Origin of the sequence: Microbacterium sp. Leaf203, from assembly GCF_001421275.1 — a bacterium.
GTDB lineage: Bacteria > Actinomycetota > Actinomycetes > Actinomycetales > Microbacteriaceae > Microbacterium > Microbacterium testaceum_A.
This window is the reverse complement of sequence record NZ_LMKF01000022.1, coordinates 1,518,683-1,543,888: the sequence shown is the minus strand read 5'-3', so window position 1 is coordinate 1,543,888 and position 25,206 is coordinate 1,518,683. Positions and strand designations below refer to the sequence as shown.

The 25,206-nt window shown below is 70.0% G+C and carries 23 protein-coding genes; 10 read left to right on the top strand and 13 right to left on the bottom strand.

The window, feature by feature from the left end; genetic code table 11:
* Nucleotides 1-34: 34 nt before the first annotated feature.
* On the bottom strand, nucleotides 35-1,165 hold the full coding sequence (gene ispG, locus ASE56_RS08410) for a flavodoxin-dependent (E)-4-hydroxy-3-methylbut-2-enyl-diphosphate synthase (protein ID WP_056228466.1): 1,131 nt from the start codon (nucleotides 1,163-1,165) through the stop codon (nucleotides 35-37).
* A gap of 242 nt (nucleotides 1,166-1,407) precedes the next feature.
* Between ispG and ASE56_RS08405 the strand changes: the two genes are divergently transcribed.
* Nucleotides 1,408-3,387: an anthranilate synthase family protein gene (locus ASE56_RS08405; protein WP_056227197.1), complete on the top strand. Its 1,980-nt coding sequence runs from the start codon at nucleotides 1,408-1,410 to the stop codon at nucleotides 3,385-3,387.
* Between the two features lie 138 nt (nucleotides 3,388-3,525).
* Here ASE56_RS08405 and ASE56_RS08400 read toward each other — a convergent pair whose 3' ends face one another.
* Nucleotides 3,526-4,842, bottom strand: a complete 1,317-nt coding sequence (locus ASE56_RS08400; RefSeq protein ID WP_056227194.1) for an RIP metalloprotease — start codon at nucleotides 4,840-4,842, stop codon at nucleotides 3,526-3,528.
* Between the two features lie 87 nt (nucleotides 4,843-4,929).
* On the opposite strand from ASE56_RS08400, the gene ASE56_RS08395 reads away from it, so the two are divergent.
* Nucleotides 4,930-6,594, top strand: coding sequence for a Mur ligase family protein (locus ASE56_RS08395; RefSeq protein WP_056228463.1), 1,665 nt, complete (start codon nucleotides 4,930-4,932; stop codon nucleotides 6,592-6,594).
* Between the two features lie 213 nt (nucleotides 6,595-6,807).
* Here ASE56_RS08395 and dxr read toward each other — a convergent pair whose 3' ends face one another.
* Both dxr and ASE56_RS08385 read right to left on the bottom strand, forming a co-directional pair.
* On the bottom strand, nucleotides 6,808-7,890 hold the full coding sequence (gene dxr / locus ASE56_RS08390) for a 1-deoxy-D-xylulose-5-phosphate reductoisomerase (protein ID WP_056227191.1): 1,083 nt from the start codon (nucleotides 7,888-7,890) through the stop codon (nucleotides 6,808-6,810).
* A gap of 13 nt (nucleotides 7,891-7,903) precedes the next feature.
* Complete coding sequence (locus ASE56_RS08385; RefSeq protein ID WP_056227188.1) at nucleotides 7,904-8,896, bottom strand: FKBP-type peptidyl-prolyl cis-trans isomerase; 993 nt, start codon at nucleotides 8,894-8,896, stop codon at nucleotides 7,904-7,906.
* A 204-nt stretch (nucleotides 8,897-9,100) separates the two neighbouring features.
* Between ASE56_RS08385 and ASE56_RS08380 the strand changes: the two genes are divergently transcribed.
* From ASE56_RS08380 to dhaM, 4 genes are all read left to right on the top strand, one after another.
* Entirely contained in the window at nucleotides 9,101-9,802 is a 702-nt protein-coding gene (locus ASE56_RS08380; protein WP_143017802.1) for a 1-acyl-sn-glycerol-3-phosphate acyltransferase, read from the top strand.
* A 102-nt stretch (nucleotides 9,803-9,904) separates the two neighbouring features.
* Nucleotides 9,905-10,900, top strand: a complete 996-nt coding sequence (gene dhaK, locus ASE56_RS08375; protein WP_056227181.1) for a dihydroxyacetone kinase subunit DhaK — start codon at nucleotides 9,905-9,907, stop codon at nucleotides 10,898-10,900.
* Nucleotides 10,897-11,532, top strand: coding sequence for a dihydroxyacetone kinase subunit DhaL (gene dhaL / locus ASE56_RS08370; protein WP_056228459.1), 636 nt, complete (start codon nucleotides 10,897-10,899; stop codon nucleotides 11,530-11,532). Before dhaK ends, dhaL begins: the two co-directional genes overlap by 4 nt.
* On the top strand, nucleotides 11,529-12,260 hold the full coding sequence (dhaM, locus tag ASE56_RS08365) for a dihydroxyacetone kinase phosphoryl donor subunit DhaM (RefSeq protein WP_056227178.1): 732 nt from the start codon (nucleotides 11,529-11,531) through the stop codon (nucleotides 12,258-12,260). Before dhaL ends, dhaM begins: the two co-directional genes overlap by 4 nt.
* An 18-nt stretch (nucleotides 12,261-12,278) precedes the next feature.
* On the opposite strand, the gene ASE56_RS08360 is transcribed toward dhaM, so the two are convergent.
* A complete protein-coding gene (locus tag ASE56_RS08360; protein WP_056227175.1) occupies nucleotides 12,279-13,244 on the bottom strand; it encodes a sugar-binding transcriptional regulator in 966 nt (321 codons plus the stop codon).
* Nucleotides 13,245-13,356: 112 nt separating this feature from the next.
* Here ASE56_RS08360 and ASE56_RS08355 point away from each other — a divergent pair, with 112 nt between their 5' ends.
* From ASE56_RS08355 to glpK, 3 genes are all read left to right on the top strand, one after another.
* Nucleotides 13,357-15,075: a glycerol-3-phosphate dehydrogenase/oxidase gene (locus ASE56_RS08355; RefSeq protein WP_056227172.1), complete on the top strand. Its 1,719-nt coding sequence runs from the start codon at nucleotides 13,357-13,359 to the stop codon at nucleotides 15,073-15,075.
* Nucleotides 15,076-15,196: 121 nt separating this feature from the next.
* Nucleotides 15,197-15,952 carry an MIP/aquaporin family protein gene (locus tag ASE56_RS08350; RefSeq protein ID WP_056227169.1) on the top strand — a complete coding sequence of 252 codons (756 nt, stop codon included), beginning with the start codon at nucleotides 15,197-15,199 and terminating at the stop codon, nucleotides 15,950-15,952.
* Between the two features lie 87 nt (nucleotides 15,953-16,039).
* Nucleotides 16,040-17,551, top strand: a complete 1,512-nt coding sequence (gene glpK / locus ASE56_RS08345; protein ID WP_056227166.1) for a glycerol kinase GlpK — start codon at nucleotides 16,040-16,042, stop codon at nucleotides 17,549-17,551.
* Between the two features lie 111 nt (nucleotides 17,552-17,662).
* Here the strand turns inward: glpK and ASE56_RS08340 are convergent, their stop codons facing one another.
* On the bottom strand, nucleotides 17,663-18,142 hold the full coding sequence (locus ASE56_RS08340) for a hypothetical protein (RefSeq protein ID WP_056227163.1): 480 nt from the start codon (nucleotides 18,140-18,142) through the stop codon (nucleotides 17,663-17,665).
* 53 nt (nucleotides 18,143-18,195) lie between these two features.
* Nucleotides 18,196-18,666 (bottom strand): OsmC family protein, encoded by a 471-nt coding sequence (locus tag ASE56_RS08335; protein WP_056227158.1) that lies wholly within the window; start codon nucleotides 18,664-18,666, stop codon nucleotides 18,196-18,198.
* Between the two features lie 126 nt (nucleotides 18,667-18,792).
* Here ASE56_RS08335 and ASE56_RS08330 point away from each other — a divergent pair, with 126 nt between their 5' ends.
* Nucleotides 18,793-19,776, top strand: coding sequence for an asparaginase (locus tag ASE56_RS08330; protein ID WP_056227154.1), 984 nt, complete (start codon nucleotides 18,793-18,795; stop codon nucleotides 19,774-19,776).
* Nucleotides 19,777-19,812: 36 nt separating this feature from the next.
* On the opposite strand, the gene ASE56_RS08325 is transcribed toward ASE56_RS08330, so the two are convergent.
* The 6 genes from ASE56_RS08325 to ASE56_RS08300 form a co-directional block, all read right to left on the bottom strand.
* Complete coding sequence (locus ASE56_RS08325; protein WP_056227152.1) at nucleotides 19,813-21,345, bottom strand: APC family permease; 1,533 nt, start codon at nucleotides 21,343-21,345, stop codon at nucleotides 19,813-19,815.
* A gap of 43 nt (nucleotides 21,346-21,388) precedes the next feature.
* The gene (locus tag ASE56_RS08320) at nucleotides 21,389-22,162 is read right to left on the bottom strand and encodes a PP2C family serine/threonine-protein phosphatase (protein ID WP_056227148.1); all 774 of its coding nucleotides are present in this window, start codon (nucleotides 22,160-22,162) and stop codon (nucleotides 21,389-21,391) included.
* A gap of 118 nt (nucleotides 22,163-22,280) precedes the next feature.
* Nucleotides 22,281-23,261 carry an aldo/keto reductase gene (locus ASE56_RS08315; protein ID WP_056227145.1) on the bottom strand — a complete coding sequence of 327 codons (981 nt, stop codon included), beginning with the start codon at nucleotides 23,259-23,261 and terminating at the stop codon, nucleotides 22,281-22,283.
* A gap of 65 nt (nucleotides 23,262-23,326) precedes the next feature.
* Nucleotides 23,327-24,022: a hypothetical protein gene (locus ASE56_RS08310; protein ID WP_056227142.1), complete on the bottom strand. Its 696-nt coding sequence runs from the start codon at nucleotides 24,020-24,022 to the stop codon at nucleotides 23,327-23,329.
* 100 nt (nucleotides 24,023-24,122) lie between these two features.
* Nucleotides 24,123-24,872, bottom strand: a complete 750-nt coding sequence (locus ASE56_RS08305) for a YaaA family protein (protein ID WP_056227139.1) — start codon at nucleotides 24,870-24,872, stop codon at nucleotides 24,123-24,125.
* 72 nt (nucleotides 24,873-24,944) lie between these two features.
* Nucleotides 24,945-25,205: a F0F1 ATP synthase subunit epsilon gene (locus tag ASE56_RS08300; protein ID WP_056227136.1), complete on the bottom strand. Its 261-nt coding sequence runs from the start codon at nucleotides 25,203-25,205 to the stop codon at nucleotides 24,945-24,947.
* Nucleotide 25,206: the final 1 nt, after the last annotated feature.

Sequence of the window (25,206 nt, the reverse complement as noted above, 5' to 3'; positions counted from 1 at the left end):
GCTCAGATGAGCGCCGAGCGGATCGGGTACGCGGTCAGGCGGTGATGACCTGCGCGGTACCGGTAGCGGCGTCGGGGCCCATCTCGGCCGCGAGGCGGTTCGCCTCGGCGATCAGCGTCGCCACGATCTCGCTCTCGGGCACGGTCTTGACGACCTCGCCCTTCACGAAGATCTGACCCTTGCCGTTGCCCGAGGCGACACCCAGGTCGGCGTCGCGCGCCTCACCGGGTCCGTTGACGACGCAGCCCATGACGGCCACGCGCAGCGGAACGGTCATGTCCTTCAGGCCCTCGGTCACGTCGTCGGCGAGCGTGTACACGTCGACCTGGGCGCGACCGCACGAGGGGCACGAGACGATCTCGAGCTTGCGCTCGCGGAGGTTCAGCGACTGCAGGATCTGGTGGCCGACCTTGACCTCTTCGGCCGGAGGGGCCGAGAGCGAGACGCGGATGGTGTCGCCGATGCCCTCCGACAGCAGGATGCCGAACGCCGTGGCGCTCTTGATCGTGCCCTGGAACGCGGGTCCGGCCTCGGTCACGCCGAGGTGCAGGGGCCAGTCGCCCCGCTCGGCGAGCAGACGGTAAGCCTTCACCATGACGATGGGGTCGTTGTGCTTGACCGAGATCTTGAAGTCGTGGAAGTCGTGCTCCTCGAACAGCGATGCCTCCCAGACGGCGCTCTCCACGAGGGCCTCGGGGGTGGCCTTGCCGTACTTCTCGAGCAGGCGACGGTCGAGCGAACCGGCGTTCACGCCGATGCGCAGCGACACTCCGGCGTCCTTGGCGGCTTTGGCGATCGCGCCGACCTGGTCGTCGAACTTGCGGATGTTGCCCGGGTTCACGCGCACCGCACCGCACCCGGCGTCGATCGCCTGGAAGACGTATTTCGGCTGGAAGTGGATGTCGGCGATGACCGGGATCTGGCTCTTCTTCGCGATGATGTGCAGCACGTCGGCGTCGTCCTGCGACGGCACCGCGACGCGCACGATCTCGCATCCGGATGCCGTGAGCTCGGCGATCTGCTGCAGCGTGGCGTTGATGTTGGTGGTGGGCGTCGTGGTCATCGACTGGACGCTGACGGGGGCGTCGCCACCGACGAGCACCTTGCCGACCCGGATCTGGCGGGTCTTGCGACGGGGAGCGAGGGTCTCCGGCACGCGGGGCATTCCGAGGTTCACAGCAGGCACGGGCTCAGCCTACGCCGCCCTCACCGCACGGCGCCTGAACCGGTGCCGAAAGGCTGCTGTGGTAGGTTCGGCGCCATGCGCGCTCACACATCCTGGTGGCCCACCGTTTAGGCGGTGCGCACGCATGCAACAGACCGCCCTCCCCCTGGGGAATCCGGCGGTCTTCGTGTTTTCGGCGGCCGCGACGAAACCTCGCTCAGCACAGACGGAAAGACATCTCGATGACCGGGCTCGACCCCTCTCCCCTGCTCTCGGACCTCGCCGCAGGTTCCGCCCCCTTCGCCCTCATCGCCCGTGACGGGGCGACCGTCGAGGTCCTCACCGGAGACGTCGTCGACGTCGAGCTCCTCGCCGACATCCCGTTGACGGATGCCGACGGCGTCGCCCGCGAGGTGCTCGCGCTCGTCCCGTACCGACAGGTGCGCGAGCGCGGCTTCGTCTGCCACGACGACGGGGCCCCGCTGCGCTGTCTGGTGATCGGCGACCGCGTGTCCCTGCCGCGGGCTGAGGCCATGGCATCCCTCCCCTCCTCCCCCGTGCCGTTGGCGGACGCCGGCTTCGACATCAGCGACGAGGACTACGCCCGCATCGTGCGCCGCGTGATCGCCGACGAGATCGGCCGCGGCGAGGGGGCGAACTTCGTCATCCGTCGCGACTTCGTCGCCGGCGTCGACGTCGACCCCCGGATCGCCGCTCTGACGTGGTTCCGCGCGCTGCTCGAGCACGAGAAGGGCGCGTACTGGACGTTCGCTGTCGTCACCGACGATCACATCGCGGTGGGCGCGAGCCCCGAGGCGCACGTGAGCGCGAAGGACGGCGTCGTCACGATGAACCCCATCTCGGGCACCTTCCGCCACCCCGCCGGCGGCGCGACCGCCGAGACCCTCGCGGAGTTCCTGCGCTCGACCAAAGAGACCGAAGAGCTCTTCATGGTCGTCGACGAAGAGCTGAAGATGATGAGCGCCGTCTGCAGCGACGGCGGTCGGATCACCGGGCCGCACCTCAAAGAGATGTCACGGCTCACGCACACCGAGTACATGCTGCGCGGCTCGAGCGACCTCGACCCCCGCGACATCCTGCGCGAGACGATGTTCGCCCCCACCGTGACCGGCTCGCCCATGCAGAACGCGTGCACGGTGATCGCCCGCCACGAGACCGTCCCCCGCGGGTACTACTCCGGTGTCGCGGCGCTGTTCACCCCGAACGGCTCGACCGAGGGCCCCACGCACGACCTCGACGCGCCGATCCTCATCCGCACGGCGTACCTGGTCGACGGGCGACTGCGCGTCCCCGTGGGCGCGACCCTCGTGCGCCACTCCGATCCCGACGGCGAGGTGGGCGAGACCCACGGAAAGGCGGCGGGCGTGCTCGGCGCCATCGGAGCGATCCCGCGGGACGCTCCCGCCGTTCCGGCCGGCGCCGACCCCGACGCTCCGGCCGCGGCCCGCCGGCCGTTGGCCGAAGACCCCGCGATCGCCGAACTGCTGACCTCGCGCAACGACCGTCTCGCACCGTTCTGGATGAACCCGCAGGACCCCGACGGATCGGGCCCCTTCGCAGGCCGTACGGCGCTGGTGGTGGATGCCGAGGACCGCTTCACCACGATGCTCGCGCATCAGCTGCGTCACCTGGGCCTGGACACCCGCATCGTGCCGTGGTCGGAGGCGACGGACGACGAGATCGACGCCGCCGACCTGGTCGTCTCGGGTCCCGGGCCCGGCGACCCGCGCGACGACAGCCCCCGCATGACGGCGATGCGGCGAGTGGTCTCGCGGCGGCTCTTCCGCCACGCTCCGCTCCTCGCGGTGTGCCTGAGCCATCAGATCCTCGCGGACCAGCTCGGCATCGACCTCGCCCCTCTCGCACAGCCTCACCAGGGCCTGCAGAAGAGCGTCGACGTGTTCGGCGAGAGCGCCTCGATCGGTTTCTACAACACGTTTACGGCGCGCGTGGCTCCGGGTACGACCGAGCGGGGGATCGTCGTCGAATCGATCACCGCGAACGGAGAAGCGACGGGCGCCGCGCTCCCCCTGCCCGAGGGGCGCATCGACATCCCCGCGGAGGTCGCGGCCGATCCCGAAACCGGCGACGTCTACGCCCTGCGCGGGCCCGGGTTCGCGAGCGTGCAGGGTCACCTCGAGTCGATCCTGTCGCGCGACGGCATGCGCACGCTGGAGCGTTTGATCGCCCACGCGCTCTGACGCCCGCTTCCGCTCAGAAACCTCTTGGGCGAGGCGGCGGAGCCTGAACCGAAGTGGCTGAGCGTGTCGAAGTCACCGGCCCTCGCGGACCCCGGACCCCTCGTCATGCTCAGGGACCTTCGAACCACGAGCGCGCGCCTAGAGCAGCTGCACCGGGTTGAAGATGTCCGCGAGGAACAGCACACCGCCGGTCGCGACCAGAAGCACCACGACGACGAACGTCACGGGCACGAGCTTCGTGGCATCCACCGGCCGGGCGACTTTGCCGCGCAGGCGCGCGATCTGCCTCTTGATGCCGTCCCACAGCGCGACCACGACATGGCCGCCGTCGAGCGGGAGCAGCGGGATGAGGTTGAAGACGAAGAGGGCAATGTTCAACCCGCCCAGCAGGGAGATCATCACCTGCACGCGGTCGAGGATCGGCGCGTCGACGGCGGCGATGTCTCCCGCGAGACGGCCCGCCCCCACCACGCTCATGGGGCTGTTCGCGTCGCGGGGCTGGCCGCTGAGGGTGTCGACGGCGACCTCGTAGATGCGGACGGGGAACTGCGACACGATCTGCGCGACCGAGCCGATGTACTGGCCCGTCGCCTGAAGGCTCGTCCCGATCGGCTGGCGGACGAGGGCGCTCTGCGGGCTGATCCCGGCGAAACCGACCGTCTGATACTCGGTCGCACCCGACGCGTCGACGACGGGCCGGCCGTTCGCATCGGTGACGGCCTTGTCGGTGGTCGCGGGGGTGAACTGCACGGTGCGTTGCGCGCCGTCACGGTCGATGACCACCGACAGCTGCTGGCCGGGCGAGCGCTGGATGATCGCCGCGGCCTCGGCGAACGTCGACACCGGCGTGCCGTCGATCGAGACGAACTCGTCCCCGGGCTGGATGCCCGCGGCGGCCGCGGGGGCGACGGGATCGCTGGGGGTGCAGTCGGTGCGGTTCTGGCTCGCGGGGATGACGCACTGCGAGACGGAGGCGACGGTCGTGGTGCCCTGCTGGATGCCGATACCGCTGAGGGCGATCGCGAAGAGCACGACGGCGAGGACGAGGTTCATCACGGGGCCGCCGAGCATCACGATGATCCGCTTGTAGACGGGCAGTTTGTAGAACACGCGATCGTCGGAGGCGATGAGGGTCTCGGCGTTGGCTTCGCGGGCGTCCTGGATCATCGTCGCGAAGAAGCGCGAGCGCTTGGTGCCGGGCTTGGCGTCGTCGGGAGCCGGCGGGTACATGCCCGCCATCGAGATGAAGCCGCCCAGCGGCAGGGCCTTGAAGCCGTACTCCGTCTCGCCGATCCGCTTGGACCAGAGCGTCGGGCCGAAGCCGATCATGTACTGGCCGACGCGCACGCCGAAGAGCTTGGCGGGCAGCAGATGCCCGACTTCGTGCAGCGCGATCGAGACGGCCAAGCCGAGCACGAGCACGATGACGCCGATGAGGAACGCGATCGCAGTCACCCGCCGACGATACCGCCGGACGCCTTTGAACCGCCCGTGCGGCTGCGATGCGGTGCCTGTGCGACACCGGATGAGAGAATGGTCTCGATGCCCTCCGACGCCCCCTCGAACCTGCCGCCCGTCCTCCGACCGGAGAACCCGCCGCGACGCGACCTCGCCGAACTCGCCCGACGCTACGGCGTGCGCACCGTCGGAGACGTCGACGGCACGACTCTCACCGGCATCACGCTGGCCACCGCCGACCTGCGCGCCGGAGAGGCCTTCGTCGCCATCCGCGGCGTCAACCGGCACGGTGCGGAGTTCGCGCCCACCGCCGCCGCACGCGGTGCGGTCGCCGTCATCACCGACGCCGCGGGCGCCGAGATCGCCGGTCCCGCGGGTCTTCCGATCGTCGTCGTGGACGATCCCCGCGCGCTCCTCGGCGAGCTCTCTGCGTGGGTCTACGGCACCGGTCCCGACGACCAGCTCCCCGAGCTGCTGGCCACCACGGGCACCAACGGCAAGACCAGCGTCTCGCACCTGCTCGAGGGGATCCTCGACCAGCTCGGCGTCGTGACCGGGCTGTCGTCCACCGCCGAGCGGCACATCGCGGGCGAGGTCATCGTCTCGCGCCTGACCACCCCCGAAGCCTCCGAGTTCCACGCCCTCCTCGCGCTCATGCGCGAACGCGGCGTGCAGGCGGTCGCGGTCGAGGTGAGCGCCCAGGCGCTGACCCGTCACCGCGTCGACGGACTGGTGTTCGACGTCGCGGGGTTCACCAACCTCACGCACGACCACCTCGACGACTACGCGGACATGCGCGAGTACTTCGAGGCGAAGCTCCCCCTCTTCCGCCCCGACCGCGCCCGCCGCGGTGTCGTCTGCCTCGATTCGGCGCCCGGCGCCGAGATTGCCGCTCGCGCGGAGATCCCGGTCGTGACCATCGCGACCCCCGCTATCAGCGAAGACGCCGCCGCCGCGGCATCCGCCGATTGGACCGTCGACATCGTCGACGAACGCCAGGAGGGCACCGAGTTCACCCTGAGCGACGGCAAGGGTCGCTCGTTGACCACCGTCGTCCCGGTGATCGGCCGCCACATGGCCGCCAACGCCGGTCTCGCGATCGTCATGCTCCTCGAGGTCGGATACACCTGGGAGCACCTCTACAGCACTCTCGACGGCTCGCACATCGAGGCCTCGCTGCCCGGCCGCACGCAGCTCGTCTCGGGGGCCGAGGGCCCCGCGGTCTACGTCGACTTCGGTCACTCCCCCGACGCGTTCGAGAAGACGCTCGCCGCGGTCCGCCGGGTGACCCCGGGCAAGGTCGTCATGGTGTTCGGCGCCGACGGCGACCGCGACGCCACTAAGCGCCACGACATGGGCCGCACGGCGGTCGAGGGCAGCGACATCCTCGTCGTCACCGACCACCACCCCCGTCACGAGAACCCCGACACGATCCGCGAGGTCCTCGTCGAGGGGGCGCGTCGAGCGCGACCGGATGCCGAGATCCTCGAGTTCACCCCGCCCGAGCGCGCGATCCTCGAGGCCGTGAAGCTCGTCGGCGAGGGCGACGCGATCCTCTGGGCCGGCCCCGGTCACCAGGACTACCGCGACATCCGCGGGGTGCGCACGCCCTACTCGGCGCGCGAGCTGTCGCGTCGCGCCCTGCGCGCGGCCGGATGGCCCGTGCCCGACCCGCAGTGGCCCGTGCCCTACCCGACCGACAGCACCCCGTCGTCCGACCCCGAGCGCCCGGTGGAGTTCCCGGCCTGAGGCGCGGGTAACGCGGCATCCCGTCCCCCCTGGCCCGGCTCAGGGGCCCTCCAGCCGAGGACGGTGAGCCGCAGGGCTTGACCCCCTCGGGGACCTTCCCCTACGAGGGCCGAGCCCGCCGGGGTCAGCGCACGCGCGGGCCCCTTCGACAGGCTCGGGGACCTCTCCCATCACGAGGGGGCTGAGCTCGTCGAACCCGCCGCCCGGCCCGTCTCAGCGCGCGGCGATGAGCGCGTCTGCCGTGCGACGCGCCCAGGCCTCGGCCTCGGCGAGGGACTCGCGGGTGAGCGTCGTGGGCGGCTCGTGGCGATCGACCACGCGTTCGATCAGTTCGACGATCTCGAGGAAACCCAACCGTCCCTCGTGGAACGCGTCGACGGCCTGTTCGTTGGCGGCGTTGAAGACGGCGGGGTAGGTCGCCCCGGCCCGTCCGACCTGTTTCGCGAGGGCCACCGAGCCGAAGGCCTTCTCGTCGAGCGGCTCGAACGTCCACTCCGAGGCGCGGGTCCAGTCGAGCGGGGCGCCGACACCCGAGATCCGGTTCGGCCAGTCGAGCCCCAACGAGATGGGGAGCCGCATGTCGGGCGGCGACGCCTGGGCGATGGTCGAGCCGTCGACGAACTCCACCATGGAGTGCACGATCGACTGCGGGTGGACGGTCACGGCGATGCGGTCGTACGGCACGTCGAAGAGCAGGTGCGCTTCGATCACCTCGAGGCCCTTGTTGACGAGGGTGGCCGAGTTCGTCGTGACGACGCGCCCCATGTCCCACGTCGGGTGAGCGAGGGCTTCGGCGGGGGTGACGTTCTGCAGCTCGTCCCGCGAGCGCCCACGGAAAGGGCCTCCGGATGCCGTGAGCACGAGCCGGCGCACCTCGCCGGCGTGACCGGATCGTAGCGCCTGCGCGATCGCCGAGTGCTCGGAGTCGACGGGCACGATCTGCCCCGGCGCGGCGAGGGCGGTGACGAGGTCGCCGCCGACGATCAACGACTCCTTGTTGGCGAGCGCGAGGGTGCGTCCCGTTTCGAGCGCGGCGATCGTGGGGCCGAGTCCGACCGATCCGGTGATGCCGTTGAGCACCACGTCGGTCTCGACGTCGCGGACGAGCTGCTCCGCCTCGACCGCGCCGAGGGCCGTGTGCTCGACGCCGAAGGCCGCGGCCTGGGACTCGACGCCGGCGCGATCGGTGCCGGCGGCGAGTCCGACGACCTCGAATCGGTCGGCGTTGTTCGCGATGACGTCGAGCGCCTGCGTGCCGATCGAACCGGTGGAACCGAGGATGAGGACGCGGCGCATTCCCTCAGCCTACTTAGCCCGCCATGTCGGCGTGCTGGACCCCGAGGATGTCGACGACGAAGAACAGGGTCGAGTTCGCGGGGATGTCGCCCTGGGCCTTGTCGCCGTAGCCCGCGGCGGGCGGGATGACGACGACGACCTGCGAGCCGACCGTCTGCCCCTCGAGCGCCTGGCGGAACCCGTCGACGACCTGGTTGGTCACGAACTGGGCCGGGGCCCCGCGCTGCCAGCTGGAGTCGAAGACCTGACCGCTGTCGTAGAGCGCGCCCGTGTACTGCACGATCACCTGATCGCCCGGGTTCACGACCTCGCCCGCGCCCTGGCGCAGGTTCTCGATGCGGACCTCGGTGGGCGCCGGAGCCGTCGGCTGGGGCAGCATCTGCTTGCCGTCGGCGTTCGTCGTGGTGGTGGGGGCGCCGTTGTCGTCGAACGTCACCGCGGGCATGCCGTCGACGGGAGGGACCTCGGTGCCCTCGGCGCGGGTCGGCAGCTCGGAGAGGGAGTCGGCGACGAGCACGAAGGCGGGCGAGCCCTCGCCGAGCGTGCCGGCGGGGAACGACGAGACGGTGCGCGACCCGAGGGGGGCGCACTCGAGGGCGGCGCCGAAGATCTGCTGCGAAGAGATGAGCGTGTCCATGCCGTTCGGCTCGGTGTCGAGCGTCTGGAGCTGGACGGCGCCGGAGGCGGTGTCGATCAGCGTGAAGTTCGCCTTGAGGACGTCGCCGGCCTTCACCTGCTGGCCCGTGCCCTCGACGAGGGTCGTGCGCTGCAGGGCGGTGGGGTTGTACCCGTCGGGGAGGGTGACGCTGACCTTCGACTGGAAGTCTCCCGACACGACGAGACCGTCGGGGGCCGGGGCGTCGGCGAGCGCGCTCTGGCACTGTCCCGCGTCGGCCGAGCCGCTCGCGTCGGGCGTCGACGCCTCGTCGGGGGAACCGGAGCATCCGGCCAGCAGCAGGGCCGCGGCGGCGACGACGGACAGGGAAGCGATCGGGCGGAAGCGCACGGGTGACCTCTCGAAGCAAGACAGGAAGACCCCATCCTCGCGCATTCGTCTTTGCCGCGGCTGGGAGGCCGGTGCGCGTCCTCGCTCGCGCGCGTTCGTCGTGTACACGCGCGCACCATGCACGCCCGGGCATGCGGCGGCGAGTAGCCTCGACGGGTGAGTTCCGACCTGCCCGCCGAGACCCCCGTGACCGTGCCGGAGCAGATGGGCGCGACCTACCGTCTCGGACGTCTCCTCATCGCCCCCCTGGCGCGTGCCGTGTACCGCCCGCGCATCGAGGGGCGCGAGAACGTCCCGCGCATCGGCCCCGTCATCTTCGCGAGCAACCACCTGTCGTTCATCGATTCCATCGCCATCCCGGTCGCCGCTCCCCGCCCGGTGCACTTCATGGCGAAGTCGGCCTACTTCGAGAAGTGGGCGTCGCGTCAGTTCTTCACGGCGATCGGCGCCATCCCGGTCGAGCGCGGCGCGGGCCAGAAGGCGCTCGAGGCCCTCGACCAACAGCGCGCCCTACTCGAGGACGGCCGCGCCGTCGCGCTCTACCCCGAGGGCACGCGTTCGCTCGACGGTCGCCTGTACAAGGGCCGGACCGGGGTCGCCTTCCTCGCCCTGCAGACCGGAGCTCCGGTCGTGCCGGTGGGTCTCATCGGCACCGACAAGGTCATGCCGGTGGGCGCGAAGATCCCCACGACCAAGGAGCGCATCACGGTGCGTTTCGGCGCCCCCCTCGATCTCTCCCCGCACGGGGCCGCTTCCTCGGGCCGCGCGCGCCGTGGCGCCACCGACGAGATCATGGCCGCGATCCACGCCCTGAGCGAGCAGGAGCTCGCGAACGCCTACAACGAGGCCCCGGCGCAGAACCCGATCGAGCGCATCAAGCAGGTCCTCCCCCACGAGCGGCTCTGAGCGCCCGCGTCTTACCGGCTTTTCCTCCTTGACGGAACGGCGACCTGCGAGCAGGGTCGAAACCGACGGCCCGAACCGTCGTCGCCACAACGAGGAGGCACCGTGAAGAAGTTCGTCAACGACCCCGCCGACGTCTTGGCCGAGGCCCTCCGCGGCATCCAGGTCGCCCATCCGGACGTGCGGGTGGATGCCGAGAACCGGGTCATCCTGCGCGCGGAGCCGACGCGGTCGGGCAAGGTCGCGCTGGTGTCCGGCGGTGGATCGGGGCACGAGCCGATGCACGGCGGTTTCGTCGGGCGGGGCATGCTCGATGCCGCGGCCGCAGGAGAGGTCTTCACCTCCCCCACTCCCGACCAGGTGCTCGCCGCCACGCAGGCGGTCGACTCGGGTGCCGGTGTGCTGCACATCGTGAAGAACTACACCGGAGACGTCCTCAACTTCGAGATGGCGGCGGAGCTCGCCGCGGCCGAGGGCGTGCAGGTGGAATCGGTCGTCGTGGCCGATGACGTCGCCGTGACCGACTCGACCTGGACCGCGGGTCGCCGCGGAACGGGCACCACCGTCATCCTCGAGAAGATCGTCGGCGCCTTCGCCGAAGAAGGGGCCGATCTCGCGGCGGTCGCCGAGCTCGCGCGTCGCGTCTCGGCCGCCGGCCGGTCGATGGGCGTGGCTCTCACGAGCTGCACCGTCCCCGCCGCGGGCCGCCCCACCTTCGAGCTCCCCGACGACGAGATGGAGGTCGGTGTCGGCATCCACGGCGAACCCGGTCGCTCGCGCGTGAAGCTGGCATCCGCTCGAGAGATCGCCAAGCTCATGGTCGACCCGATCGTGCACGATTTCGGCGAGCCCGTGGGACCGGCGATCGTGCTGTTGTCGGGCCTGGGCGGCACCCCGCTGATCGAGCAGTACCTGTTGTACGGAGAGATCGCGCCGCTGCTGGCCGGGGCCGGCGTCGACGTCCAGCGCGTTCTGATCGGCGACTACATCACGAGCCTCGACATGGCCGGGGCGTCGTTGACCGTCGTGAAGGCCGACGACGAGATGCTGCGCCTGTGGGATGCGCCCGTCGTGACCCCGGGCCTGCGGTGGGGCGCATGAGCGGGGCGGTCTCGACCGACGACCTCGTCGCATGGGTCCGCGCGTTCCGCGACGCCGTCCACGCGCACAAGGACGAGTTGACGCGCCTCGACTCCGAGATCGGCGACGCCGACCACGGGTCGAACATGGCGCGTGGTCTCGATGCGGTCGTCGCCAAGCTCGATCCCGCTCCCGCGAGCCCCTCCGATCTGTTCAAGACAGTCGGCATGACCCTCGTCTCATCGGTCGGCGGAGCGAGCGGTCCGCTGTACGGCACGCTCTTCCTGCGCATGGGCCCCGCGCTGGGCACCGAGACGGAGGTGGATGCCGCGACCCTCGGCGCCGCGCTGCGCGCCGGGGTCGAGGGGGTCGTCGCCCGCGGCAAGGCCGAGCTGGGCGACAAGACGATGATCGACGCCCTTTCCCCCGCCCTGGACGCGTGGGACGCCGCGGCCGCCGAGGGCCTGGCTGAAGCCGCTCGCGCCGCCGCCGACGCCGCGGCCCGTGGGCGCGATGCGACCGAGCCGCTGGTCGCGCGCAAGGGCCGGGCGAGCTACCTCGGCGAGCGCAGCGCCGGACACCTCGATCCCGGCGCCACCTCGGCGACCCTGCTGCTCGAAGCCCTGCGCGACACCCTGGCGGGAGCCGCGTGATCGGGATCGTCACCGTCTCGCACTCCCGCGCCCTCGCCGAGGCCGCGGTGCATCTGGCCCTGCAGATGGGCGGGGCGAATCCGCCCGACGTCCGCGTCGCGGCCGGCGGCCCCGACGACGATCTCGGAACGGATGCCGTGGCCATCGCCGCCGCGATCGACGAGGCGGACTCCGGGGACGGCGTCCTCGTCCTGATGGACCTCGGGTCCGCGATCCTCAGCGCCGAGACGGCCCTCGAGTTCGTCGCGGTGCCGGACCGCGTGCGCTTGAGCCCCGCCCCCTTCGTGGAGGGTCTCGTGGCGGCCGTGGTGACCGCCGCGGGCGGAGCGGACCTCGAGACCGTTTCACGGGAGTGCGCCACCGCCGCGGGGGCGAAGGCGCGTCAGCTGGGCGACGACGCCGAAGAGTCGGCATCCATTCCGCAGGCGGCGGAGAAGGCGGCGGAGGATCAGTCGCTGTCGTTCGAGGCCGTCGTGACCAATCCCTCGGGCCTGCACGCGCGTCCGGCCGCGACCTTCGTCAAGGCCGCCTCGCGCCACGATGCCGAGGTGCGCATCGCCGACCTCGAGACCGGATCCGACGAGGTGTCGGGGCGGAGCCTGCTCGCTCTGATGGCTCTGGGCGTGCGGCAGGGTGCGCGCGTCCGCGTGAGCGCCTCGGGTCCCGAGGCGCGAGCAGCGCTCGACGAGCTGCACGCCCTCATCGCCGACGGGTTCGGCGAGAGATGACGGGGGCGACCGAACGCGTCAGCGCGTGACGCTGAGCAGGCGGCGCGCGAGGGACTCCTCGACCACCAGCTCGGTGACGAGATCGGCGGCCAGGGCGCCGCGCAGGCCGTCGAGCTTGGACAGGCTCGACACCACGCAGAAACGACGGGGAATGCGCCGCACGGTGTCGAGGTCCGGCCCGCTCGAGCGGGCGTTGAGCTCGGGGATGTCGCTCGAGCCGTCGGCGCGGTAGAACACGGTGGCGCAGTCGCCGACCACGCCCTCGCGCTCGATGACCGCGCGGTCGCGCTCGTCGAAGTAGTCGCCGCTGTAGACGTGCGAGGGCACGTCGGCGTGCGGGGAGCCGAGCCCGAAGACGAACAGGCCGACGCGCTGCTGGATCTCGAGCACCGAACGCACCGAGCGCTCCCGCCACATCGACTGCTTGGTGAGGGGGTCGTCGAACAGCGCGGGCACCGGGAATTGGTGCACGGACGACGACCAGGCCGCGCCGAACTTCGACAGGATCTCGCCCGCGTACGGGATGCCCGAGGTGCGCACGTTGGCCGCACCGTTCATCTGCACGATGTGGGTGTCGTGGACGTCCTTCTGGGGGACGTGGCGGGCCACGGCCGAGAGGGTCGACCCCCAGGCCACCCCGATCGTCATCGACGACTCGACGCGCTCCGCCAGGATGCGCGCGGCGGTCAACGCCGTGCGCTCGAGCCGCTCGGCCTCGGAGGTGCGCGGGGGCGTGGGCACGACGTGCGCCGTGATGCCGAAGCGATCGGCGATCCGCTGGGCCATCTGCCCTCGGGCGTCGTCGGGCGGGCTGATCGAGATCGTGACGAGGCCGACGTCGCGGGCGTGCTGCAGCAGACGCGACACCGATGAGCGCGAGACCCTCATCTCGTGCGCGATGGCATCCATCGTGAGGTCCTGCATGTAGTAGAGCTGCGCCGCGCGCAGGGCGTCACGGGAGCGCTCCTCGGCCTGCGTCACCACCGTCCGGTTACCTTCATGAACACTATTCTGCACGTTTGTTCAAGGGGCTTGCAACAACGTGCAGACAAGCGCATTGTGATCGTCGTACCAACAACGAAAGGTCGCAGTCGACATGTCGTCCCCCGCTACTCCGCTCCGCGCCGACGTCCAGGCGCTCCGCGACGCCGAGAACCTCGACGTCCTCATCATCGGAGGGGGCATCAACGGCCTTGCCACCCTCCGCGACCTCGCCCTCCAGGGCGTCAGCGTCGCCCTCGTCGAACGTGGCGACTTCGTCTCCGGTGCCTCCTCGGCCTCCAGCCACATGGTGCACGGCGGCATCCGCTACCTCGAGAACGGCGAGTTCCGCCTCGTCAAAGAAGCGGTCACCGAGCGAAATGACCTGCTCAAGACCGCTCCCCACTACGTCAAGCCGCTCGAGACGACGATCCCGATCTACAAGACGTTCTCCGGCATCCTGTCGGCACCCTTCCGTCTTCTCGTGACGCACGGTCGCGGCAAGCCCAATGAGCGCGGCGCGCTGCTCATCAAGGTCGGCCTGATCATGTACGACACCTTCTCGCGCGACGGCGGATCCGTCCCCCGCCACACCTTCCTCGGCAAGAAGAAGTCGCTGTCCGAGCTTCCGAAGCTCAACCCCGACCTCGCCTACACCGCGACCTACTTCGACGCCTCGATGCACGACCCCGAGCGCATCGCCCTCGACGTGCTGCGCGACGGCATCGAGGCCGGCGCGGGCCGCACCCAGGCCGTCAACTACGTCTCGGCCGTCGGCGCCGACGCGAACGGCGTGCGCGTGCGCGACGAGGTGTCGGGCGAGGAGTTCAGCGTCAAGGCGAAGGTCGTCCTCAACACGGCCGGACCCTGGACCGACCTGGCCAACCAGGCGATGGGCCTCGACACGACCTTCATGGGCGGCACCAAGGGCTCGCACATCGTGCTCGACAACCCCGAGCTGCTCGCCGCCACCGGTGGTCGTGAGATCTTCTTCGAGCACTCGGACGGCCGCATCGTCCTCATCTACCCCCTGAAGGACCGCGTCCTGGTCGGCACGACCGACATCGACGCCGATCCCTCGAAGCCGGTCGTGTGCACCGACGACGAGATCGAGTACTTCTTCGACCTCATCGGACACGTCTTCCCCACCATCGGCGTGGACCGCTCGCAGATCGTCTACACGTTCTCGGGTATCCGCCCGCTCCCCCGCCACGACGACACCGCCCCCGGCTTCGTCTCGCGCGACTACCGCATCGTCGAGGACGAGGTCGCGGGCGTCCCCGCCATGAGCCTCGTCGGCGGCAAGTGGACCACCTTCCGCGCCCTCGCCGAGCACCTCAGCATGAAGACCCTGCAGAAGCTGCGTCGCCCCCACCGCGTCAGCACCCAGGGCCTGCCCATCGGCGGCGGAGCCGGCTTCCCCGCCACGCCCGAGCAGCGTCGCCGCTGGATCGCCGCGCGCACGAATGCGCACTCCGCGGAGCTCGTCGAGGCGATGCTGGAGCGCTACGGGACCCGTGCCGACGCGATCCTCGCCGCCCTGCCCGCCGAGCCGACGCCGGTTCCCGACGCGGCCGGGTACTTCCGCGAGGAGCTCGCGTTCATCGCCGAGAACGAGCAGGTCGTGCACCTGATCGACGTGCTGCTGCGCCGCACGCACCTGGCGTTCGTCGGCGGCATGACCGAGCGCACCCTGCAGGAGGTCGCCGAGGCGGTCGCCGAGCCCCTCGGTTGGGACTCCGCGCGCGTCGACGAAGAAGTGGCCCGTACTACTGAGATTCTCCGCTCCGCCCACCGTGTCGACCTGGCACAGGCCGGAGTGGCCCGAATCTGAGAGAACGTGCGGGCGCGCCACCTGTTGCGCGCCCGCACGTGAGCCGTAGGTTCGGAGCACCGAGCCGCACTACCGCCCGAGCCGAAGGTGTCCGGGTGACGAAAGAAAGGTCGATGACGACATGCAAGAAGTGAACCTGGGGCTGTACTTCCTCTCGGAGGTCGTCGGCACCGCGATGCTCATCCTGTTGGGCTGTGGCGTGGTCGCCAACGTGGCCCTCGCCAAGACCAAGGGCAACGCCGGCGGCACCCTGATGGTCAACTGGGGTTGGGGCCTGGCGGTCTTCGCCGGTGTCATCGTCTCCGCATACTCCGGCGCTCAGCTGAACCCCGCCGTCTCGATCGGCCTCCTGGTCGCCGGCAAGATCGCCTTCGTCCAGTTCCTCGTGGCCGTGGCCGCGCAGATGGTCGGTGCCATCATCGGCGCCGTCCTCGCCTGGGCGTCGTACAAGCAGCACTTCGACGACGAGCCCGACCCCGCCGCCAAGCTCGGCGTGTTCTCGACCGGTCCCGCGATCCGGTCGTACGGCTTCAACTTCCTCACCGAGGTCATCGCCACCTTCGTCCTGGTGTTCGTGATCTTCGGCTTCGGTGACTACGGCGTAGCCGACATCGGCGTCCCCGGCGGCATCGGCGGCCTCGCGGCCGTCCCCGTGGCGCTGCTCGTGGTCGGTATCGGCGCCTCCCTCGGCGGCCCCACCGGCTACGCGATCAACCCGGCCCGTGACCTCGGCCCCCGCATCGCCCACGCGATCCTCCCCATCAAGGGCAAGGGTTCGAGCGACTGGGGCTACGCCTGGGTTCCGGTCGCCGGTCCCCTCGTCGGTGGTCTGATCGCGGGTCTGCTGGCCCCCGTGCTCCTCGGCCTCGGCAAGTAACACCTCCGCGGGGGCGTCGCCCGGCGCTCCCGCCCACCTTCTCCACCTCTTCACCCGTTCACTGAATTCAGACAAAGGAGTCCATCCATGGCCGACTACGTCCTCGCCATCGACCAGGGCACGACCTCGACGCGCGCGATGATCTTCGACAAGTCCGGGAGCGTCGTCTCCGTCGGACAGAAGGAGCACGAGCAGATCTTCCCGCGCGCGGGATGGGTCGAGCACGACCCCGCCGAGATCTGGCGCAACACCCAGGAGGTGATCGGCCTGGCCCTCAGCCGCGCCGACATCACCCGCCACGACATCGCCGCCGTCGGCATCACCAACCAGCGCGAGACCGCGGTGGTCTGGGACAAGAACACCGGCAAGCCCGTCTACAACGCCATCGTCTGGCAGGACACGCGGACGCAGTCCATCGTCGACCGTCTCGCCGACGGCGACCCCGAGCGCTACAAGAGCATCGTCGGTCTGCCGCTGGCGACCTACTTCTCGGGCACCAAGATCGTCTGGATCCTCGAGAACGTCGACGGAGCCCGCGAGAAGGCCGAAGCCGGAGACCTGCTCTTCGGCACGACCGACACCTGGGTGCTGTGGAACCTGACCGGCGGCATCGACGGCGGCGTGCACGCGACCGACGTCACCAACGCCAGCCGCACGCTGTTCATGGACCTCGAGACGCTGTCGTGGCGCGAGGACATCCTCGCCGACTTCGGCGTGCCGGCCTCGATGCTCCCCGAGATCCGCTCCTCCTCCGAGGTCTACGGCACCGTCGAGTCCTCGTCGCTGCTGCGCGAGACGCCGATCGCCGGCATCCTGGGCGACCAGCAGGCCGCGACCTTCGGCCAGGCGGCCTTCGACCCGGGTGAGAGCAAGAACACCTACGGCACGGGCAACTTCCTCATCTTCCAGACGGGCGAAGAGATCGTCCACTCGAAGAACGGTCTGCTCACGACGCTGGGCTACAAGCTCGGCGACCAGCCCGCCCGCTACGCGCTCGAGGGATCGATCGCCGTCACCGGCTCGCTCATCCAGTGGCTGCGCGATCAGCTCGGCATCATCTCCTCGGCCCCCGAGGTCGAAAAGCTGGCCGAGAGCGTGGACGACAACGGCGGCGTGTACTTCGTCCCGGCGTTCTCGGGCCTGTTCGCGCCCTACTGGCGTCCCGACGCCCGCGGCGCGATCGTCGGCATGACGCGCTACGTCAACCGCGGCCACATCGCCCGTGCCGCCCTCGAGGCGACCGCCTTCCAGTCGCGCGAGGTGCTCGACGCCGTCAACGCCGACTCCGGCGTCGACCTGGCCGAGCTCAAGGTCGACGGCGGCATGACCGCCAACGACGCTCTCATGCAGTTCCAGGCGGACATCCTCGGCGTACCCGTGGTGCGCCCGGTCGTCGCCGAGACCACCGCCCTGGGTGCCGCGTACGCCGCGGGCCTCGCGGTCGGCTTCTGGGACAACCTCGACGACCTGCGCGCCAACTGGCAGGAAGACAAGCGCTGGGAGCCCAACATGGACGACGGCGAGCGCGAGCGCGAGCTGCGCCTGTGGAAGAAGGCCGTCACCAAGTCGATGGACTGGATCGACGAGGACGTGCGCTGATCCCGCTCCTCACGAACGCACCCCCGTCGGCCTCGCGCCGGCGGGGGTGCGTCGTTCGCGGGGCGCATCGTTCGCGGGACACCGGGTTCCCGGCATCCGGATGCCGAAAACTCACCGCTGCGGCTTGGGGTACGCCGCCCGGACGGCGTCGGACTGAAGGTAGTCCGAGACGCCGATGAGGAGGATCGCGAAGAGGATCTGCTCGGTGACCACCCAGAACGGGTAGAGCCCCGGGATCGCCGCGAGCACGAGCGCGATGACCGGGAAGATCCGGCTGAACAGCTGAAGGCGGCGGAACGCCCAGTACCACCCCGCGCGGGCGCGCCAGAGGAAGTAGAACAGGGTCGTCGTGATCGCCAGCACCACGAGACAGCGCATCCAGACCGCGAAGCCGACGTCGTCGCCGTTCGCGGTCATCACCAGGGCGATGACGACCGTGGCCACGCCGAGGACGAAACCGGCCGCGAGCAAGAGGGTGATCGCACGGAACGCCCGGCGGACCTTCGGATCGGCGGAGACGGGAACGCGATGATCGGCCTGGCGGCCTCCGGCGATCCGGTCGAGACGGCGCAGGGCGGGTTCGAGCGGCATGCGCTCACTGTACGACGCCGCCGCATGCTCCCCGTACGCGCGACGCGGCGCGCTCAGTCCGCGGTCACCTCGGGCTCGTGCCGAACCGGGAAGTTGACCGAGTTGGCGATGAAGCACCACTCGCGCGCCGGGCGGTGGGCCGCGCGCGCCGCCTCGATCATCGACTCGTCCGCCACGCGGACGCGCGGGCGCAGCACGACCTCGGTGAACGCTCCCCCGCCGTTGCCGTCCTCCTGCAGGGTGCCCGAGGCGTCGTCCTCGTAACCGGTGACCACGACGCCCACCTTCACGCACGCGTAGAGGTACGACAGCAGGTGGCACTCGCTCAACGCCGCGATCAGCAGTTCTTCGGGGTTCCACTTGGCGGGGTCGCCGCGGAAGGGCTTGTCGGCGGATGCCGCGATGGCGGGCTTTCCGTCGACCTCGAGGGTCACGGCCCGCTCGTAGTCGCGATAGCCGCTCGTTCCCGTGCCGAGGTCGCCGGTCCAGGTCGAGCGCAGGCGGTAATGGTGCTCTCCGTTCATGTCACCCAGTCTGCCCGTCTTGTCCGCGGCAGTGGCCAGGAAACGTCGCTTTGGTCGTCCCAGAGGCGACGATTCCTGTCGACTCGCGCGCCGGGTCCGGAACAGCCCCCGCGATACGATGGACGGATGCCCGCTACGCCCCCCGCCTCCGTCGAACTCGCCGTCGTCGACCGCAACGATTTCGTCGAATCCCGCCACTACGGCGTCGCCGTTGTCCTCGCCCCCGACGGGTCCGAGAAGCTGACCCTCGGCGATGCGAGCGCGCTCTTCCTCCCCCGCTCGAGCATGAAGCCCCTGCAGGCGCTGGCGTGTCTCTCGGCGGGCGCCGAGCTCGCCGACGAGCGTCTCGCGATCTCGATGGCGAGCCACGCGGGCACCGAGCGCCACGCCGAGGTGGCTCGCGGCATCCTGCAGTCCGCCGGCCTCACCGAAGATGACCTCGGGTGCCCGGCGGCCTGGCCCACTGACACCGCGTCACGCGACGAGATGGTGCGTGATCACGCCGCGCCCTCGCCGCTGCGCATGAACTGCTCGGGCAAGCACGCCGCGATGCTGCTGACCTGCGTGGCGAACGGCTGGAGCACGGGCGACTACCTCGATCCGCAGCACCCGCTGCAGGCGCACATCCGAGAGGTCATCGAACGTCTCGTGGGTGAGCGCATGACCACGACGGCGATCGACGGCTGCGGAGCCCCCGTCTACGCCATGAGCCTCGTCGGTCTCGCGCGGGCCATCCAGCGCATCGCGACGTCGTCGGAGCGCTCCCCCTTCGCTCTGCACCGCAGCGCCGGAACCCTCGTGCGCGCCGTGCGCGAGCACCCGTGGACCATCGACGGCCCCGGCCGGCCCGACACGATCGTCATCGAACGCCTCGGGGTCTTCTCGAAGATGGGCGCCGAGGGCGTGCAGGTCATGACCGCCCCCGACGGCACCACGGTCGCCCTCAAGATGCTCGACGGCTCGAATCGCGCCGGACATGTCGTCGCGCTGCGCCTGCTCGAGAGGGTCGGGGCTCTCACCGCCGCGGCGGTCGACGACACCGTGGCGCAGCTCTCGCTGTCGATCCTGGGCGGCGGTCGCGAGGTCGGTTCGATCCGCTCCGCGGTCTGACTCCGACGCCCCGCCCCTCCACGGTGCGGCGGCCGCTCAAATGCCCCCGTCGACCGAGCGCGGGTGGGCGATCGGCTCGTCCGGGACGAGCACCTCGGTCTCGCGGTTGAGGCTCTCGCCGCGGAAGAACGGCTTCGATCCCGGGAACAGGTACCAGAGCACCATCAGCACGATCCCGATCGCCAGCGCCCCGATACCGACGACGAAGGTGCCGCCGATGCCGAGGAGCACGGTGTTGCCGTACTCGGGGTCGTACATGTCGACGGCCGACTGCACGAAGGCGTACGTCAGCATGAGGGCTCCCAGCAGGGGCAGGATGCCGCGGTAGACGAGGTTCTTCGTCGACGAGAACAGCTCGCGTCGGTAGAACCACACGCAGGCGTACCCCGTCATCGCGTAGTAGAAAGCGATCGCGAGCCCGAGCGACAGGATCGAGTCCTGCAGGATGTTGTCGCTGATGATCGTCATGCCGACGTAGTAGACGCTCGCGACGACACCCATCACCAGCGTCGAGAACGACGGCGTGCGGAAGCGCGGGTGCACCGTCTGGAAGCGGTGCGGCAGCGCCTTATAGGCGGCCATCGCGAGCGTTCCCCGCGCGGTCGGGAGGATCGTGGTCTGCGTCGACGACACCGCCGAGATGAGCACGGCGACGATCAGGACCCACCCGAACGGACCGAACAGGTCGTCCTTGAGCGCGAGGAACACGTCGTCGGCGTTGGCGGGGTTGGCCAGCCCCGCTCCGTCCTCGCCGACGCCGGCGTACATCATCGCCGCCACCGTGACCGTGACGTAGGTGCCGAGCAGGATGACGGTGGTCAGGAGCGCGGCGCGCCCCGGGATGCGCTTCGGGTCCTTGGTCTCTTCGTTGAGCGCCAGGCAGGTGTCCCACCCCCAGTAGATGAACAGCGCGAGCAGGACGGCCTCGGTGAACCCGCTCCAATCCGTGAACCCGAACGGGTTGAACCACGCAAGATCGAAGGGGGTGGGATTCGGCGCCGTCCCGTCGAAGAACTTCCACAGCGCCAGCACCACGAAGAGAACCAGCACGAGGTACTGCACCGCGAGCAGGATGTTCTGGATCCGCTCGCCGATCTCGACCCCGCGGTAGCTCACGTAGGTCATCGCGGCGATGAAGGCCACGCCCGTTGCGGTGACGAGCGGCACGTTCTCGGCGAGGGAACCGTCTCCGATCAGCGACCACAGGTAGATGCCGGCGATCTGCGACAGGTTGGCGAGCACCACCATCCCCGCGACGGCGACACCCCAACCTCCCATCCACCCGACCCAGGGGCCGAACGCCTTCGTCCCCCACGTGAACGTGGTGCCGCAGTCGGGCACCTCGTTGTTCAACTCGCGGTAGGCGAAGGCGATGAACAGCATCGGGATGAAGGCCAGCACGAACGCGATGGGCGCCGACGCCCCCACCGCGAGGACGACGAAGCCGAGCGTCGCGACGAGGGAATACACCGGTGCGGTGGATGCCAGACCGATCACGGTCGAGCCCCACAGGCCCAGGGTGCCAGTGGCCAGGCCTTTGCCGGCCGTCCGTTCGGGTGCGGAGGTCATATGCCGAACGTAGAATCCGCGGTCTCCGCGGTCAAGATGATTTTCAGGCGGAGCGGCGGGCGACGTCGAGGACGACGATCGAGATGTTGTCGCGTCCGCCGTTCTCGAGGGCGGCGGCCATCATGGCCTCGACGGCTGCAGCCGGGTCCGTGTTCGCCTCGAGGAAATGACGGATGCCGAAATCCGTGAGCTCTTTGGTGAGACCGTCGGAGCAGATCACGAAGCGATCGCCGTCGAGCACGTCGAGGCGGAGGTAGTCGGGCTTGACGCTGTCGCTCGGTCCCACGGCGCGGGTGATCACGTTTCCGTAGGGGTGGTTCTCAGCTTCTTCGGGGCTCAGACGCCCGGCGGCGATGAGCTCTTGCACCACGGAGTGATCGGTCGTCACCTGGACGATCTCGCCGTCGCGCAGAAGATACACGCGCGAGTCGCCGATGTTCAGCGTCACCCAGTGCGGTTCTTCGGTGTGGGTCTCGAGGTACACGCCGGTGAGGGTGGTTCCGGTGCCCTCGTCGGTGGTCTCGGGGTGGGCCACGATGTCTTTGACCGCGCGCGAGAGCGCCTTCTCGATGTTCTTCGTCGAGACCGGGCCCGTCGCGACCACGGCACGGAGCCGCTCGACGGTGCTCGCGCTCGCGATCTCTCCGCCGAGATGCCCGCCCATGCCGTCGGCGACGACGAACAGCGGGAAGTCGGCGAGGACGGCGTCCTGGTTCACCTCGCGGCGGCGTCCGACCTCGGTGCTGGCCGCCCACGACAGCTCGAGAACGGTGTCACCGAGCGGGACGGTGCGCGTGTGGGTGGTCACCTCGGGCACGAACGATCCTCCGGTTGGCCGACGACTGCGCCGGCGGAAACGCACGGCCCTGTCATCTTAGTCGACGCTCGGGCACGATCCGAGGACGCGCCGCACCGACACATCCCAGCGGTGGCATTCATCCCGCGGCCGGATCGGCGGGCAGAGGAAGGATGCCGTCGATCTCGGCGAGATCCTCGGCGCTCGGCGTCCAGGCGGTGGCGGCTGCGGCATTGGCGCGCACCTGCTCTGCGCTCGTCGCACCCGCGATGACGCTCGCGACCAGGGGGTTGGCGAGGAACCAGGCGAAGGTCGCCTCGAGCATCGTGATCCCGCGTGCATCGCAGAAGGCCTGGTAGCGCTCGAGCGCGTCCCAGGGGGCGTCACGCCACAGGTGGGGTCGCTGACGCATGATTCGGCTCCCCTCAGGGCCCCCGTCCCGCGTGAACTTGCCGGTCAGCAGGCCGTTGTGCAGGGGGAAGAAGGGCAGGAACCCGAGGCCGTAACGAGCGGCGGCCGGCAGCACCTCCCGCTCGGCGGCGCGGGCCAGCAGGCTGTACTGATTCTGGGCCGAGACGAACCGCACGCCGTCGGCGGCATGCTCGGCCTCGGCGATCCGCCACCCTGAGAAGTTCGAATGCCCGATGTAGCGCACCTTGCCCTCGCGGACGAGGTCGGCGAGGGCGTCGAGGGTTTCCTCGATCGGCGTCGACGGGTCGGGCGTGTGCAGCTGGTACAGGTCGATCCAGTCGGTGCGCAGGCGTCGGAGCGAGTCTTCGACGGCACGACGCACGTGCGCGCGGGATCCCTTGGACCCCCCGGTCACCGCGGGGGCGAAGTCGGCGTGCCCGAACTTCGTGGCCAGCACGACCTGATCGCGGCGCCCCTCGAGCGCCTCCCCCATCAGCGTCTCTGACAAACCGAACTCGCGACCGTACATGTCGGCGGTGTCGAGGAAAGTCACGCCCGCATCGATCGCCGCATCGAGCACCGCGCGCGTTCCGTCGAGTGTCTCGGTGGCGGTTCCCGCTCGTCCGAAGTTGTTGCAGCCCAGGCCCACCGCGGAGACGCGGAGTCCGGAGCGACCGACGGCACGAAGAGGAAGAACGGAGGACGTCATCTCTCCACGCTATCGCCGAGGACGACGAAGGGCTCCCCGTCGACACGGGGAGCCCTTCGCGGAGGTCAGACCTGGGGGCCGGCCGGCGGAGCCGGGGGCGGCGGCGTCGTTCCCGGAGCGGGCGGGGGCGGCGTCGTTCCCGCTGCGGGCGGAGTCTGCGGCGGGCTGTACGGCTGCGCCGGCGGTGCACCGTATCCGGGACCGGCGTATCCTCCGCCGTTGCCGGCGACCGGCTGGCTGGGCTGAACGGGGATCCCGTTCCAGACCGTCTTGTCGGCCAGGAACGAGTTCGCCCACGGCGCGGGCGGGATCGCGGGGTTCCAGCGGTTGTTGCTGAATGCAATGATCGCGAGCCAGATGAGCGCACCGACGCCCGGGATCAGCCAGAGAAGAAGCAGCGGCCAGTCCTTACCGAGCTTGAGGCCGATACGGTACGAGTACATCACCGCGACGGCGAGGATGACCAGGCTGAACACCGGTCCGATGACGGGGATGTTCGACAGGACGCTCGAGGCGACGATGGCGATCAGCACGACCCACGGCGACACGTCACCGAGCTTGGCCGCGATCAGTCCGTTGTAGACCGGAACCCAGGCGCGCCACTTGCCCTGCACACCGGCCTTCTCGAAGATCTTCATGTAGAGGAACGACGAGATCACGTACGCCGCGAGGGCGAGGATGAGGAAGATCGGGATCAGGACGAGCAAGATGGCGAGAGCAGCGGCGCTGCCCCCGTCGTCGTAATAGTAGGAGTCACTCATGCGAGTTCCTTTCCAAGCGAGTGCGCGGGAAGCATCCACGCACCCCCCGCGCCTCACATGCTAGCGACGCTGAGACTTTCCTGACAGGGGCACGCCCATGTCATACAATGAGCGTCACCTCGCCGGCCTCCCCCGGGCGGACCACCCACCCCGCGTCGGACGCCCAGCTCACGAACTCGTCGAGCGAGGCGATGCGGACGCCCCGGGACGCGAGGGATCGCACCAGCTCACCCTTCGCATGCTTGTTGAAGTGGTTGAGTGCGCGAGTCCGACCACCCGAGTCCTCGCTCATGACCCGCACGTAGGCCGAGGGGACACCCTCCGGCAGCGGCCCGAGAGCCGCGTACGCCTCCGAGCGCAGGTCGAGGACGAAGTCGGGTCGGCGCTGCGCCCACGCCTGTCGAACGGCATCCGCCCAGATCCGCCGCAGAGCCGGGGCGCCGGGCAGCGACGTCCCCGCTGCCAGGCGATACGGCGGGATGCCGTCGAGGGCACCGACCGGCCCGAACGGCGCCGACTGGATGAGGACGTGCTCGCCGAGCCATGAACGGGATGCCGCATCGAGGGACGCGGCATCCAGGGCATCGAACAAGACCCCGGTGTAGCGATCGATCGCCGGCATGGTGGGCGCCGTGCGCACCGCGGCGTTGTCGGAAATCTCGTGCCGACGCTTCGCACTGATCTTCAGTACGTGCGCGGCCTCGTCCTCGTCGGAGGACAGCGCGACCAGCGCGGCGACGACCGTTTCGCGCGGGTCCCGGAGAGAAGGGAGCGCAAGGGACGCCAGATCGAGCATCGGACCGTCGCCGCCGGGGCGCTTGGTCTCGGACGGAGGGAGCAGGACGAGCATGGGACCCTTCGGGAAAACAGCGACGCGCGCCGCCCGGAGAACCGGGCGACGCGCGTCAGCGATGAAGCGGCGTCAGGAGACGAGAGCGGCGTTTCCGGCGACGATGGTGAGTTCGTCGTCGGCCATCGACAGGAAGCCGTCCTCGGCGTTGGCCAGGATCTTCGTGCCGTCGGTGCGGGTGATGCGCACCTCGCCCTGGGCGAGGATCGCGAGCACCGGCTCATGCCCCTGCATGAAGCCGATCTCACCCTCGACGGTCTTGGCGACGACGAGCGTCGCCTCCCCCGTCCACACCTCGGCGTCTGCCGACACCAGGCTCACGCGCAACGACATG

What these genes read in the sequence shown, in the direction of transcription:
- ASE56_RS08380 (WP_143017802.1), top strand. Translation starts at nt 9,101, where the DNA reads ATGGGCGCGACCTACCGTCTCGGACGTCTCCTCATCGCCCCCCTGGCG.
- ASE56_RS08335 (WP_056227158.1), bottom strand. Translation starts at nt 18,666, where the DNA reads ATGAACGGAGAGCACCATTACCGCCTGCGCTCGACCTGGACCGGCGAC.
- glpK (WP_056227166.1), top strand. Translation starts at nt 16,040, where the DNA reads ATGGCCGACTACGTCCTCGCCATCGACCAGGGCACGACCTCGACGCGC.
- ASE56_RS08325 (WP_056227152.1), bottom strand. Translation starts at nt 21,345, where the DNA reads ATGACCTCCGCACCCGAACGGACGGCCGGCAAAGGCCTGGCCACTGGC.
- ASE56_RS08405 (WP_056227197.1), top strand. Translation starts at nt 1,408, where the DNA reads ATGACCGGGCTCGACCCCTCTCCCCTGCTCTCGGACCTCGCCGCAGGT.
- ASE56_RS08305 (WP_056227139.1), bottom strand. Translation starts at nt 24,872, where the DNA reads ATGCTCGTCCTGCTCCCTCCGTCCGAGACCAAGCGCCCCGGCGGCGAC.
- dhaL (WP_056228459.1), top strand. Translation starts at nt 10,897, where the DNA reads ATGAGCGGGGCGGTCTCGACCGACGACCTCGTCGCATGGGTCCGCGCG.
- dxr (WP_056227191.1), bottom strand. Translation starts at nt 7,890, where the DNA reads ATGCGCCGCGTCCTCATCCTCGGTTCCACCGGTTCGATCGGCACGCAG.
- ASE56_RS08355 (WP_056227172.1), top strand. Translation starts at nt 13,357, where the DNA reads ATGTCGTCCCCCGCTACTCCGCTCCGCGCCGACGTCCAGGCGCTCCGC.
- ASE56_RS08315 (WP_056227145.1), bottom strand. Translation starts at nt 23,261, where the DNA reads ATGACGTCCTCCGTTCTTCCTCTTCGTGCCGTCGGTCGCTCCGGACTC.
- ASE56_RS08310 (WP_056227142.1), bottom strand. Translation starts at nt 24,022, where the DNA reads ATGAGTGACTCCTACTATTACGACGACGGGGGCAGCGCCGCTGCTCTC.
- ASE56_RS08350 (WP_056227169.1), top strand. Translation starts at nt 15,197, where the DNA reads ATGCAAGAAGTGAACCTGGGGCTGTACTTCCTCTCGGAGGTCGTCGGC.
- ASE56_RS08330 (WP_056227154.1), top strand. Translation starts at nt 18,793, where the DNA reads ATGCCCGCTACGCCCCCCGCCTCCGTCGAACTCGCCGTCGTCGACCGC.
- ASE56_RS08395 (WP_056228463.1), top strand. Translation starts at nt 4,930, where the DNA reads ATGCCCTCCGACGCCCCCTCGAACCTGCCGCCCGTCCTCCGACCGGAG.
- ASE56_RS08340 (WP_056227163.1), bottom strand. Translation starts at nt 18,142, where the DNA reads ATGCCGCTCGAACCCGCCCTGCGCCGTCTCGACCGGATCGCCGGAGGC.
- ASE56_RS08300 (WP_056227136.1), bottom strand. Translation starts at nt 25,205, where the DNA reads ATGTCGTTGCGCGTGAGCCTGGTGTCGGCAGACGCCGAGGTGTGGACG.
- ispG (WP_056228466.1), bottom strand. Translation starts at nt 1,165, where the DNA reads ATGCCCCGCGTGCCGGAGACCCTCGCTCCCCGTCGCAAGACCCGCCAG.